The sequence below is a fragment of the Paenarthrobacter sp. OM7 genome, assembly GCF_029873575.1.
GTDB lineage: Bacteria > Actinomycetota > Actinomycetes > Actinomycetales > Micrococcaceae > Arthrobacter.
This window is the reverse complement of sequence record NZ_CP123579.1, coordinates 3,665,836-3,679,020: the sequence shown is the minus strand read 5'-3', so window position 1 is coordinate 3,679,020 and position 13,185 is coordinate 3,665,836. Positions and strand designations below refer to the sequence as shown.

Annotated in this window: 11 protein-coding genes; 5 read left to right on the top strand and 6 right to left on the bottom strand. The window is 64.9% G+C overall.

Annotated elements, in window-relative coordinates:
* Positions 1–14: 14 nt before the first annotated feature.
* The 4 genes from QEH68_RS16900 to acs form a co-directional block, all read right to left on the bottom strand.
* A complete protein-coding gene (locus tag QEH68_RS16900) occupies positions 15–1,385 on the bottom strand; it encodes an FtsX-like permease family protein (RefSeq protein WP_280623493.1) in 1,371 nt (456 codons plus the stop codon).
* The gene (locus tag QEH68_RS16895) at positions 1,378–2,166 is read right to left on the bottom strand and encodes an ABC transporter ATP-binding protein (protein ID WP_280623492.1); all 789 of its coding nucleotides are present in this window, start codon (positions 2,164–2,166) and stop codon (positions 1,378–1,380) included. Before QEH68_RS16895 ends, QEH68_RS16900 begins: the two co-directional genes overlap by 8 nt.
* A gap of 99 nt (positions 2,167–2,265) precedes the next feature.
* A complete protein-coding gene (locus QEH68_RS16890; protein WP_280623491.1) occupies positions 2,266–3,054 on the bottom strand; it encodes a DeoR/GlpR family DNA-binding transcription regulator in 789 nt (262 codons plus the stop codon).
* Positions 3,055–3,231: 177 nt separating this feature from the next.
* Complete coding sequence (gene acs / locus QEH68_RS16885) at positions 3,232–5,271, bottom strand: acetate--CoA ligase (protein WP_280628034.1); 2,040 nt, start codon at positions 5,269–5,271, stop codon at positions 3,232–3,234.
* Between the two features lie 470 nt (positions 5,272–5,741).
* Here acs and QEH68_RS16880 point away from each other — a divergent pair, with 470 nt between their 5' ends.
* The 3 genes from QEH68_RS16880 to QEH68_RS16870 are packed head-to-tail and all read left to right on the top strand — an operon-like array spanning position 5,742 to position 8,559.
* Positions 5,742–7,076, top strand: a complete 1,335-nt coding sequence (locus QEH68_RS16880; protein WP_280623490.1) for a hypothetical protein — start codon at positions 5,742–5,744, stop codon at positions 7,074–7,076.
* Between the two features lie 11 nt (positions 7,077–7,087).
* The gene (gene nth / locus QEH68_RS16875; protein WP_207594566.1) at positions 7,088–7,882 is read left to right on the top strand and encodes an endonuclease III; all 795 of its coding nucleotides are present in this window, start codon (positions 7,088–7,090) and stop codon (positions 7,880–7,882) included.
* Positions 7,879–8,559, top strand: a complete 681-nt coding sequence (locus tag QEH68_RS16870; RefSeq protein ID WP_207594564.1) for a CoA pyrophosphatase — start codon at positions 7,879–7,881, stop codon at positions 8,557–8,559. Before nth ends, QEH68_RS16870 begins: the two co-directional genes overlap by 4 nt.
* Before the next feature lie 13 nt (positions 8,560–8,572).
* On the opposite strand, the gene QEH68_RS16865 is transcribed toward QEH68_RS16870, so the two are convergent.
* Positions 8,573–8,773 carry a DUF1508 domain-containing protein gene (locus QEH68_RS16865; RefSeq protein ID WP_280623489.1) on the bottom strand — a complete coding sequence of 67 codons (201 nt, stop codon included), beginning with the start codon at positions 8,771–8,773 and terminating at the stop codon, positions 8,573–8,575.
* 170 nt (positions 8,774–8,943) lie between these two features.
* The gene (locus QEH68_RS16860; RefSeq protein ID WP_280623488.1) at positions 8,944–10,635 is read right to left on the bottom strand and encodes a bifunctional 3'-5' exonuclease/DNA polymerase; all 1,692 of its coding nucleotides are present in this window, start codon (positions 10,633–10,635) and stop codon (positions 8,944–8,946) included.
* A 143-nt stretch (positions 10,636–10,778) separates the two neighbouring features.
* Here QEH68_RS16860 and ssd point away from each other — a divergent pair, with 143 nt between their 5' ends.
* Both ssd and QEH68_RS16850 read left to right on the top strand, forming a co-directional pair.
* Entirely contained in the window at positions 10,779–11,900 is a 1,122-nt protein-coding gene (gene ssd / locus QEH68_RS16855; RefSeq protein ID WP_348537379.1) for a septum site-determining protein Ssd, read from the top strand.
* Positions 11,897–13,156, top strand: a complete 1,260-nt coding sequence (locus QEH68_RS16850) for a TadA family conjugal transfer-associated ATPase (RefSeq protein WP_280623487.1) — start codon at positions 11,897–11,899, stop codon at positions 13,154–13,156. Before ssd ends, QEH68_RS16850 begins: the two co-directional genes overlap by 4 nt.
* Positions 13,157–13,185: the final 29 nt, after the last annotated feature.

The following is a 13,185-nucleotide window of genomic DNA, read 5'->3' as shown; positions in this document are numbered from 1 at the left end:
GGCGGACGGTCGGGTCAGGAGTCCATGCTCGCGTAACGCTCCGGGCGGGCCAGCACCTGGCTGATCTGCGCTGTCCCGGCAGCGACGGCCAGACGGACCAGCAGGAAACCGGCGGCGAACACTCCGCCGATGGTCAGGAACACCACGGGCTGGGTCAACAACACCATGCCCGTCAACGGCAGGACCAGCGCGGCCGCAGCAGCCGCAGAGATGCCGGCCACCAGGAACAGCGGGGACATGACGGCCTTGACCCGCGCAGCCACCATGAGTTTGCGCGGCATGCCCACCCGGTCCAGGGCCACCAAGGTGGACGCCCGGTCAAGAACTGCTGCCGCCTGGTTCACGCCGGCTGAGCAGGCCACCATCAGGAATGAACCCAACAGGGTGATCATCACGCCGGTGTTGATGTCCCGCACCAACAACGCCGTCTCATCCGTGGCGCTGCCGCCCATGGTGTCGGCCACAGCCATGCCGACGCCCACGAACACCCCCACAAAGCTGGTCATCGCGACGCCCCCAACTTGCCGCCACGATTCCTTGGGGCTCTCCAGAACTGTCCGGGCGGCCAGCAATTGCTCGGGTCGCTTGGCCCGCTTGAGCTGCGAGGACGCGCGCAACCGCAGGATCCAAGGACCCATCAGGTTCAAGGCGAGCAGTGCCAAGCCAAAGCAGCCGCCCATCACCGCGATGATGACGATGAACGCACCAAAGCTGCTGAGCATCCCCATCGCGATGACTCCGACCACCACCACGACAGCGGCGATGAGTCCGCGAACCCAATGCGCGCCGTCGGCCGTTTGCCTGGTCCTGACGCCCAACGGGGTGACCACGACTTTCCGCAGTCCAAGGGCGGCGCTCGCCGCGGCCAGCACGCAGACGCCCAGGATGCAACCGAGGATGGAGGGCACGGACAGCCAAGCATGGCCGCCTATGGCTTGGCCGCGGAACTGGATCAGGCCGAGGAACGGTGCAACGCACGCGTATAGTCCCGCGCCCGCCAGCGCTCCCACCGCCGCGAGCACTGTGGACTCGATGACGGTCATCCACACCACGGTGGCGCTGTTGGCGCCCAGCAGGCGCAAGGAAGCCAAGCGGTCATCACGACGGCGGGCGGCCAGTCGCGCGGCCGAGGCGCCCAGCGTCAGGAGCGGGATGATGAGCAAGACCATGGCGACGACGGCGAGCGCTTGGTAAGTGCCTGCGATGTCGTCGGACCAGGACCAGAAAACCTGCGAGCCGCCGGCAACAGTGAGCAGTAGGGCCGTGACGGTTCCGAAAGCGAGGACCGGCAGGCCGGCGTCGCGGAGGCCTGTTTCGCGGAGGCTGCTGCCGTTGCTCCGCGCAAGGTACGGGGTGAGCCTGAGGGCCATGGAGAGGCTAGACATTGAAGGCACCCTTGAAGTTGTGGGTGGACGGTGCCGCCGTGGCAACCGGTGCAGCGGGGGTGGTGCCCGGCTGAGCGGGTGACCCTGGCTGGGCGGTTCTGCCGCTGTCCGCCACGATCCTGCCGTCGCGCAACTCCACCACGCGCTGGCATCGGGCTGCCACGTTGGGATCGTGGGTGACTACCAGCAACGTGCGACCGTTGGCTGCCACCGAGCGAAGCAGGACGTCCAGGACTTCATTGGACGTGGTCGAGTCCAAGGCGCCGGTGGGCTCATCGGCGAAGACAACCCGGGCGCCCGTGACTTGTGCCCGGGCGATGGCTACCCGCTGGACCTGTCCGCCGGACAGCTCGCCCAAGCGGCGCTGCTCCATACCGGCAAGGCCCAACGCTCCAAGCCACTCGGCAGCCCGGGACTCGGAGGTTGTGCGGTCTGTGCCGTTGAGCATCAGCGCCAGTGCAACGTTCTCCACGGCGGTCAGTTCCGGGAGGAGCATGCCCTGCTGGAACACGAAGCCGAACTCTTCCCTGCGCAGGCGGGACAACGCTGCGTCGCCCAGGGTATCCAGGCGCAAAGGTGCCGTTGGCGTGTTCAAGGTGATCGAACCGGCGTCGGGCCTCAAAATTCCGGCGAGGCAGTGCAGCAGGGTGGTCTTGCCCGACCCGGAGGGTCCGATGATCGCGATGGATTCGCCGGAGTTCGCGGTGAAGTCGACGTGGTCCAGCGCAATGCTGCCGGGGTAATGCTTGGTGAGTTGCTGGGCGTGGAGGATGGCGTTCATAAATCCAGCTTCCCCGAAGGGCACCTCCGCCGGCGTCAGTCCCGCGGCTGAACTCTGCGGCCACGCCTCCACCCGGGGTATGAGACGCAGGTGGCTGGGTTAGACTCCGGCGATCCTCAACTTGGCCACATTCTCGGCCAGCACGCGTCGGGCGTCCTCGCCCAGCAGCGAATCGGTGATCAGCTCGTCGGCCTCTTCCAACTGGGCGATCGAAGCGATGCCCACCACGCCCCACTTGCTGTGGTCGGCCAACACAACGGTGCTCCGTGCGGACGTCATGAAGGCCCGGTCAGTTTCTGCTTCCAGCAGGTTCGGGGTGGTGAAGCCGGCCTGGGCATCCATGCCGTGGACTCCCAGGAACAGGACGTCCAGGTGAAGTTGCTTGAGCGAAGAGGTGGCAATGGGACCCACCAGCGCGTCCGACGGTGTGCGCTCGCCGCCGATCAGGATCACTGTGGAGCCGAACCGGGCGGGCCCTGATGAGGACCCGTGATGAAAGAGGTCGGCGATCCTGATGGAGTTGGTGACCACAGTAATGCGGGGGCCGTGGACCAGTTCCTGGGCAAGGGCCCACGTGGTGGTTCCGGCGCTGAGTCCGATCGCCATGCCTTCCTGGACCATCGAGGCAGCCTCGACGGCAATGGCATGCTTCTCCGCGGTAAGCTGCGTGGACTTCAGCTCAAAGCCCGGTTCATGGGTGCTTGCATCACCGGGCAGCTTGGCTCCGCCATGGATACGTTCCACGCGGCCGGATTCCTCCAGTGCTTCGATGTCCCGCCGGACGGTCATGGGGGAGACACCCAACAATTGCGCGAGGTCAGAGACCCGGACCACGCGCTCACGCTGGACGGCGTCGATGATGGCGGAGTGGCGTGCTGCCTGAAGCATCAGGGCCTTTCTGGAACTTCGTCAAACAGGGGGCTGAGTCTGGCTCCAGTCTAGGACGCGGCCCGTCCGCCCGGCGGCTCATCGGGTCGCGGCGTCCTCACTCACGCGTCACGCACCTGCATTAACGCACGACGGCGCCGCTCACCCCGGGAGGTGAGCGGCGCCGTCGTCCACTGCTTACTTGCGGAGCGAATCAGCGATCTGGGTCATGATGCCGGGGTCTGCCAGGGTGGTGGCGTCACCGGTGTCGCGGCCTTCTGCGATGTCCTTCAGAAGGCGTCGGACGATCTTGCCGGAGCGGGTCTTGGGAAGTTCCGGGACGATCAGCAGCTGCTTGGGCTTGGCGATCGGGCCGATTTCCTTGCCCACGTGGTTGCGCAGTTCCAGGACAGTTTCGTCGCCGTTGTTCACGGCGTCACCGCGAAGGATGACGAACGCCACCACGGCCTGTCCGGTGGTCTCGTCAGCGGCACCCACCACGGCTGCTTCAGCCACGGACGGGTGGCTGACCAGTGCGGACTCGATCTCCGTAGTGGACAGGCGGTGGCCGGAGACGTTCATGACGTCGTCCACGCGGCCCAGGAGCCAGACGTCGCCGTCCTCGTCCTTCTTGGCACCGTCGCCGGCGAAGTACATGGCCTCGAAGCGGGACCAGTAGGTGTCCTTGAAGCGCTCGGGGTCGCCCCAGATGCCGCGCAGCATGGACGGCCACGGTTCGCGGACCACCAAGTAGCCGCCTTCACCGTTGGCTACTGGCTGGCCGGCTTCGTCCACTACGTCTACGGCGATGCCGGGCAGTGGGACCTGGGCCGAGCCGGGTTTGGTGGCTGTGACGCCGGGAAGCGGGGCGATCATCTGTGCGCCGGTTTCGGTCTGCCACCAGGTGTCCACGATCGGTGCCGGGTGTTCCTTCTTTTCGCCGTTCTTGCCGGCGTTGGCACCGATGACGTCGCGGTACCACATCCACGCTTCGGGGTTGATGGATTCGCCCACGGAGCCCAGGACGCGGATGGAGGAGAGATCGTACTTGTCCGGGATGTCCCGGCCCCATTTCATGAACGTCCGGATTGCGGTGGGCGCGGTGTAGAGGATGGAGACCTTGTACTTCTCCACGATTTCCCACCAGCGGCCCTGGTGAGGGGAATCGGGGGTGCCTTCGTACATGACCTGGGTGGCGCCGTTGATCAGCGGGGCGTAGGTGACGTAGGAGTGGCCGGTAACCCATCCGACGTCTGCGGTGCACCAGTACACATCCGTTTCCGGGTGGAGGTCGAATACAGCCTTGTGGGTGTAGGCGCCCTGGGTGAGGTAGCCGCCGGTGGTGTGCAAGATGCCCTTGGGCTTTCCGGTGGTACCGGAAGTGTAGAGGATGAACAGCGGGTGCTCGGAGTCATGCCCGACGGCGGTGTGCTCGATGTCGGCTTTATCAACCGTGTCAGACCACCAGAGGTCGCGGCCCTCCACCCAGTTGACGTCCTCGCCGTTGCGCTTGACCACCACAACGTTCTGGACCGTATGACCTTCTTTGGAGAGGGCCTCGTCCACGGCCGGCTTCAGGGCGCTGGGCTTGCCTCGGCGGTAGGTGCCATCGGCCGTGATGACGAGCTTGGCCTCGGCGTCCTCGATCCGGGAGCGCAACGCGTCAGCGGAGAAGCCACCGAACACCACTGAGTGCACGGCCCCGATCCTGGCGCAGGCGAGGAGCGTGATGACGGCCTCGGGGATCATGGGCAGGTAGACGGCCACGCGGTCGCCCTTGGCCACGCCGAGGGACTCAAACGCGTTGGCGGCCTTCTTCACCTCTTCGGTCAGCTGTGCATAGGTGTAGGTCCGGGTGTCCCCGGGTTCGCCTTCGAAGTAAATGGCGACCCGGTCGCCCAAGCCGTTCTCCACATGGCGGTCCAGCGCGTTGTACGCTGCGTTGATCTCGCCGCCGACAAACCACTTGGCGAACGGCGGGTTGGACCAATCCAAGGCCTCGGTGAAGTCCTTGTCCCAGGTCAACAGCTCACGGGCCTGCTTGGCCCAGAACGCGGGACGGTCCGCTTCTGCCTCTTTATAGACGTCCGCGTTTGTCACGCTGTTCGCGGCGAAGTCTGCGGAAGGCGCGAACTTGCGGTTCTCGTGGAGGAGATTTTCAAGCGCCTCGACGTGTGCCCCGTTCTGAGCAGTTGAAGCTGCAGCGGTGGCCGTGGATCCGGTGGTGTCCTGGGACATGGTGAACCTCATCATTCATCGATCTTTGCTGCGCGGAACCTGCCGCGAGGTTCCCGCCCGGGCCGCCGTCGGCGTCGAACGTCTCCCCGAAAGGTCCGCAGAGTGCTGTCCGCCATCAACACTATCGCTTTGAAAGGTCCTACGTGTGCGTCGTCACAAACGCGCCAGTGAGCGGCGCAAATTTAGCGACGAATGGCGGCACCGGCGGCCGGGAACCGTTTACATGACGCACGACGGCGGCCCCCTCCTGCCGTAGTATGCGCTGCCGAAGCCGGTCACTATCTGTAAGGGACCTTGGAGTTTGCTGTGGGCGAAGCCGGATGGCCGTTTTCAGCTAGAACCCTGTCAGTGGGGTGGCATAGGCTGAAGAAGTCTTGGGACGCACCTCGAGCGTGGCCGGTTTTCCGCGGAATCCTGCGGGGGTCACCTGTCCGGACTGCCCAAGACGCCGCCGTACGAAGGAGAAATAGATGAACCAGCTGAGCCCAGGCCCGCACGACTCACCCCAGACGGGACCGGACACCACGGCTGGAACGGCCACCACACCAGGTGGCAACGCTGCTGGGAACCCTGACGCCGCCAAGAACGACGCTGCCAAGAACGGCGCCACCAAGTACGACGCCGTCGCAGGGCCGTTCACCATCCGTGACCTGACGGTCTTCGGCTCCACGCTGCTGATGTTCGTCGCGTCCCTGCTGCCCATGTTCGGAGAGCGTTACAACCTCTGGAACCTTGGAAACCTGTTCTTCCTGCTGCTGGGCATCATTCTGCCGTTGGTTGTGGTGGCACTTTTCGTTGCCCGCAGATTGCAGCCGGGAACCATCGTTCGCGTAGGTTCGCTTTCAGTCGACCAGTTCGCGTCCGTCACGGCGTCATTCGCTTTCCCGCTCTTCTTCCTGACCATCGCCAACTCCTTCAACGGCGGGGTCCTACTGGGCCTGATCGGCTCTGTGGGCCTCCTGGCCGCGACCGTCCTTGCTCCGCACCTTCCGTGGCTGTCGGCTGATTTCAAGGGTCGCACCGAATCGCCGGCCCACGTTGTTGCCCGAGAAGCCGCTGTGCCGAGCCGCAAGCCCGCAGCACCCAAAGCGCCCAAGGAACCCGCAGCCTCCACGGCGGCTGCAGGAGGTCCTGGTGCCGCTGGTTCCAGCCCGTTCGCTCCACCAGCCAGCTACGGAGCCGCACCGTCGGCCGCGACGGAGGCTCCCGCCGTCGTGCATTCAGCGGACGTGACCTCAACAGGCAGCACTGCGGTAGGCCAGTCTTCCGCCGGCCGTCCTTCAACTGAAAGTAAGCCAGACGTGGGCAGCCCCTCAGCAGCTGGTTCGGCAACGAGCCCAGCATCGGATGCTCCGTCTTCCGCGCCCACTCCGGCGCAGGAGGTTGAGAAGGGTGCTGAGGCAGGGACGGAAGCTGGTGAGTCCCCGGCGGCCGCTGAGCCTGCCACTACCCAGCACGCCACGCAACCAGCAGCGCAGCAGCCTGCCGCCCAGCAACCGTGGGCTGCCACCATGGCCACTCCCATCGTTTCCGGCGACACCCGGAGAGTCAGCGACTCGATCGGTGCCACCGTGGACCCGGCCAGCCGTCCGGAAGAATCCGATTCCCCGCACTATGAGGCATTCTGGTTTGCTGTGGCCCAGCCCAGGACCGCGTACGACGAACGCTCGGGAGCTCCTGCCTTCACCATCGAACCCGGTGGCTGGGTGCTCGCGCTGGAGGACCGGGGCCATGAATTCCTGGTGCAGGACACCGACGGCAAGGTTGGGGTTCTTCGGGAGCTCAGCAACATCGAACGCGGCTAAGCAGGGATCCCGTGGCCATCGCTGAAGCTGGTTCGCTGCTCGCACTCAAACGACGGGCCCGCAAGATCAACCGGGTCCTGGCGGAAAAGTATCCGTACGCGCATGCGGAGCTGGATTTCCGCAACCCGTTTGAACTGGTGGTTGCCACGGTCCTGTCAGCCCAGACCACCGATGTGTTGGTCAACCAGGTCACCAAGATCCTGTTTGCCCGGTACCCGGATGCGCGGGCCATGGCGGAGGCTGATCCCGTGGAACTGGAGACCATCCTTCAGCCCACCGGCTTCTTCCGGGCAAAAGCGCGGAACGTCCTGGCACTGAGCAACAGGCTGGTGGATGAGTACGACGGCGAGGTCCCGGGCAGGCTGGAGGACCTGGTGACGCTGCCTGGCGTCGGACGGAAAACGGCCAACGTGGTCCTCGGAAATGCCTTTGGAGTCCCCGGGATCACCGTGGACACGCACTTCGGACGACTGGCACGGCGCTTCGGATGGACGGCCTCGGATGATCCCGTGAAGATTGAGTTCGACGTCGCGGAACTGTTCGAACCCAAGGATTGGACCATGTTGTCGCATCGGGTGGTCTTCCACGGTAGAAGGGTCTGCCATGCCAGGAAACCTGCATGCGGTGCCTGCCCGGTGGCCAGTCTCTGTCCCAGCTACGGAGACGGCGAGACTGATCCGGTCAAAGCAGCCAAGCTCCTGAAGTACGAGCTCGCCCCGGGCAATGAGGCACTGCTGGAGCAGCTTTTGGCGGAGACCCACCGCGCCGCGGAAATCCGTATGGAATCGCAAAGGAGGCCCGGGTGACCGCGCTAGAGGAATTGTCGGCGCTGGTGACCCGCTTCGAAGCAGGCGAACAGCAGCACTCTGCCCTGTGGGAGAGGCTTCCCGTCATCCCGGAGACCAACCGGCCCGCTGCTGTACTCATGCTTTTTGGCGTGTTGGATGACGTGCCGGCTGAGTCCGGGCGCCCCATAGCCCCGGCCGACCTCGACGTCCTGTTGCTGGAGCGGGCACACACCCTCGACGACCATCCAGGGCAGGTAGCCTTCCCCGGCGGCATGGTGGACCCGGAGGATGAGTCGGTGGTGGCTGCGGCGTTGCGGGAAGCCGTGGAAGAAACCGGGCTGGACGCCAGCGGTGTCCGCGTTCTCGGCACCATCCCAGAGCTTGGACTGATCCGCAGTAATTTCCGTGTGACACCGGTGCTGGGCTGGTGGGACGCGCCGTCGCCGGTCCGGGTAGTCGACTACGCCGAATCCGCGCAGGTATTCAGGGTGCCGGTGCGCGACCTCCTGGATCCAGTCAACCGGGTCACGGCCACCATTTCCCGTTTCGGACGCACTTACACCAGCCCCGGCTTCACCGTGAACGGCGTACTGGTCTGGGGCTTTACAGGCATGGTCCTGAGCGGGCTCTTTGATGAACTCGGCTGGACTGTTCCCTGGGACACGGAAAAACTCCGCGACGTCGATCTCCTGTAACGCCGGCAGTGTGTCAGGCGGCCTTGCGGGCCGTTGCCGAACGGTCCACTACCAGTCCGGTCGCAGCATTTTCGCGGACGGCGTTGATGCCTGCAATGACATCCTCAAGGTGTCTGAACGTGGGTGATTCGGCCACGACGGTTCCGTCGGCCGCGGTCAGGCGAAACCGGTACGTTTCGTCGTTTTCCATAAGAATTTCGAACCTGCCAGCCATTGATGCTCCCCCTTATGCTTCCTTGCACACATACGTGGACCAGCGATGTATCCACATAGTGAAAGTAGCCAGAACCGAGGGAGAACAAAAGTTACTTGGCGGTACCGGTCATTGGGCCTCATATGGCGAGATATGACTGGATAGTCCACGAGGTTGTGGGTACTGTGCCGCTACTTCGCCTTGTCGTAGGATTCGACGACGGCGACACTCACCGGGAATTCGACCGGGATACGTCCGAACATGAGCTCCTTGGCCGCGGCGGCTGCCTCTTCGATGGCTTGGATACAGGCTTCCACCGCGTCGTCCGGGGCGTGAACCATCACTTCGTCGTGCAGGAAGAAGACCAGCTCTCCGGAAGGTGAGCCTTCGGCACGCATGGCCCGCAACCGCCGTCGTAATTCAGCGAGCCAGCATGCCGCCCATTCAGCAGCCGAGCCCTGGACTACGAAGTTGCGGGTGAACCGGCCACGGGAGCGGGCCAGGTTATCCGCGCGTCGCTGTTCTTCCGCAGTGGTGGATTGCTGGCTTCGCAGCCAGCCTGCCGACGGCGGTGGACTGCTTCGGCCGAGCCGTGTTGTCACCGTTCTGCCGCCTTCGCCCTCGCGGGCCGCCTGCTCCACGAACCCGACGGCACGCGGATAGGTGCGCGTCAGCTGGGGCATAAGCCTGCCCGATTCACCGGTGGTGGCACCGTAGATAGCACCCAGCAGTGCGATCTTGGCCTTCGCCCGGTCACCGCCGAAACCCTGCGCGGCGATGCCGGCGTAGAGATCCTTGTCGCGGGCGGCCTCGGCCATTTTCGTGTCCTGGGCCAATGCAACCAAGACGCGGGGTTCCAGTTGCGAAGCATCCGCGACGATGAGCTTGTGGCCGGGATTGGCATGGACCGCGCCGCGGATATTGCGCGGGATCTGCAAGGCTCCGCCGCCCCGCGAGGCCCAGCGGCCGGACACCACGCCGCCCACGACGTATTCGGGGTGGAACCGTCCATCCCGCACCCACGCATCCAGCCATGCCCAGCCGTTGGCCGTGTGGAGGCGGGAGAGTTTCTTGTAGGCAAGCAAGGGCTGGATGGCCGGGTGCTTCGATTCCTGGAGTTCCCATTGGCGCGTGCTCTTCACCTCGATCCCGTTCCGGTGCAGGGCGCGCATGAGGTCCTGCGGCGAGTCCGGATTCAAGGTGGGGGATTTGAGAATGTGCCGGAGTTCTGCGCAGAGTGCTTCAAGGGCCGGAGGCCGGTGTCCCATGGGCGGCCTAGGCCCCAGAACATCGGCGAGGATCTGTTGATGCAGCTCTTCGCGCCACGGGACACCGGCGTGTTGCATCTCAACAGCGATGATGGCGCAGGCTGATTCGGCGGCGAGCAGAAGTTGGAGGCGTTGCTTTCGCTGCTCGTCCGTGGTGACCTGGGCGACAGCATGCTGTTGGGCTGAGAACTCCTCCCTGAGTTCGGCCAGCCCTGCTTTGGGGTTGGACGGCGACAGGTCCTCGAACAGGGCGCCTTGGTCCGCTGGAGGCGGCGGGGGCTGGAGGGCGCGTGGCGGCCCGGAGTCATCATCCTGGGTGAGCTTGACCGCGTGCCGCGCGTAGTCCGTGTGTGCCGTGAACTCCGAGTGCGCCAGGATTGCCCCGCACAGCGACAGGTCGTGGCACCGCTCCAGCTCAACGCCGTGGGTCAGGAGTTCCGGATACCAGTCCGTGGCGCGATGCCACACCCAGCGGGGCCGCTGGGCTTCGAATTCACGCACGACGCCGGGAAGCTCACCGCGGGTGACGACGCGTGCGTCAGCCGTGGCTTTTCCGGTGGGAGAGATCCTTTGTATGGCTGCGCCTTCCGGGTGGGCGGCAAGCAGCAAATACATGGTCTCCATTCTGCCCTGTGTGCGGTGATGCCGTGGCACTGTTCCTCCACAGTCGGTGTCAGGCCAGGTGGTTCCATTGCACGTTGTGCACATACGGGCTTCAGCCCCTTATGGTGTTCCGCCAGGTCCACCATGGTGGATCCATGAGCAAGCGAGATCGCCGGCATAGGCAACCCAACAACAACCAGCCACTTGATCCGGATATGGACGGAACCTGGGTCCCCCACGAGACTGCCGGCATATTGCTCGTCTCCGCAGACCCCTACCTGCAGGAAGAGGCCAAACGGATTGTTGCAGCCGCTGGTGGAAGCCTCGCGACAGCCACCGATGTGACCGAAGGTGTTCAGGGTTGGGACAGTGCCGATGTTGTATTGGTGGGCAGCGATGTCCGGGAGTTGCCCCCCCGGCGTCGCTCGCCCACAGTGTTGCTTGGCAGGGCTTCCGACGGGGACGGACTTTGGGAGCTGGCCGCTGCCCTGGGGGCTGAACGGGTTGCCGTTCTTCCCGAGGCTGCGGCTTGGCTCGCTGAACACCTCAGCATGTCCGGGTCACCCGACCCCGGGGGCATGGTCATGGGTATCATCGGCGGCAGTGGTGGCGCGGGGGCAACCACTACGGCCATCTGGCTGGCCCAAGCGGCCGCCGATCACGGAGTAAGCACTATGCTCATCGACGGCGATCCTTGGGGCGGCGGCCTTGAACTGGCTGTTACAGCCGAGGACATCCCCGGACTCCGGTGGCCCGACTTCTCCGAAACCCGCGGCAGCATAGATCCCGCGCAGTTCCGGGATTCCTTGCCCTTCGCGGGAGGTTTCGCTTACTTGTCGTGGCCCGGGACACGGGACGCGATCCACAGCCCGGACACGCGTGCAGTAGCCGCGGTGATGGACGCCGCACGCCGCAGCTTTGAACTCATCCTTGTGGACATAGGGCGGAGCGGAGAGGGAGTGCGGAACCTTGCGTGGGACTGCGACAGAATGGTCCTGCTCGCCAAGGCCCACCTCAAATCCGCAGTAGCGGCAGGGCGCATCTTGAACGAGCTCCCGCCCATCGACGCAGGGTTGGTGGTCCGTGGCAGCAGTGCTTCCTCCGTGGATGCCGGCCTCATAGCCGAGTCACTGGGACTGCCACTGTTGGGCGTCCTCCCCGAGGTGAGGGGCGTGGCAGCCGGTACCGAGTTGGGTCGGATCCTTGAATTCGGTCGACGCAGGCCGGTCAACCGTTTCGCCTTGTCCGTCCTGGGATTCGACGGTGGTATCCAGTGAACCCGTTCGAGGGAACGCGACGCAGGCAGGGCCGGAAACTTGATTCCCTGCTCCTTGAAACCGTGCGGGAGTCTGTGCTGGCCGGCAACGGACCAGTCACGCCGTCCACAGTGGCAGCGGCGGTTCAGGCAAGTGGCAGGCTGCTCGGCACTGCCGGCGCCTTGGAAGCCGCCGAGTCCATCAACGCCGAGCTGAACGGGCTGGGCCCACTCCAACAGTTGGCCCAGGATCCGGCGGTGACAGACATTTTCGTCAACGGCCCCAACTCCGTCTGGCTGGACCGTGGACAGGGGCTGGAAAGGTCATCGGTGCACTTCGACACCGAGCAACAGATCAGGTCCCTGGCCTCCCGGCTGGTGTCGGCCGGTGGCCGTCGGTTGGATGATGGGTCGCCCTGTGTAGACGTGCGCCTCAACGGCGGTTACCGGGTGCACGCGGTCCTCTCACCGATATCCACCACCGGAACCCTTCTTTCCATCCGTATCCGCCGCGAGAACGTATTTACCCTGCCGGAATTGAGGCAAAGCGGTATGTTCTCCGAGCAATGTGAGTGGGTTCTGAGGGCCATCATGAGCCAAAGACTGAGTTTTCTGATCAGCGGCGCTACCGGCTCGGGGAAGACCACCCTGCTGTCCGCCCTGCTCGGCCTGAGCCTCCCAACGGAGCGGCTGGTCCTGATCGAGGATGCCGCCGAACTCAACCCCGTCCATCCCCACGTAGTGACGCTTGAATCCCGGCACGGAAACCTCGAGGGCGGTGGTGCGCTGGATCTGGGCGAACTGGTCCGCCAGGCACTGCGCATGCGGCCGGACCGGCTGATCGTCGGAGAATGCCGCGGGGCTGAAGTCCGTGAACTGCTGACGGCCCTCAACACCGGGCATACAGGCGGCGGCGGCACCATCCATGCCAACGCGGCAGAGGCCGTGCCTGCGCGGCTGGTGGCCCTCGGTGCGCTGGCGGGGTTGAACGCTGAGGCCGTTCGGCTGCAGGTTTCCAGTGCCCTGGACGTCGTCATTCACGTGGACCGGACCTCCACTGGACGGAAGGTGGCTTCCATAGGGGTACTGACTGACACTTCCGAAGGCCAGAAGGTGGTCTCCGCCCTCCGCTGGCATCCGACAGGAATGACGTGTGGGCCCGCGTGGCCTGCCCTTGCCCGACGGCTTGGTCCGGCGTTGCCCGCCGGTTTCGACTGGTCCGGCTTTGGTGGGGCGCCGGGTACATCAGCTGAGACGTGGTCAGTGGACGCACTATGATCGGCGCGTTCGTCCTGGTTGCAGGACTC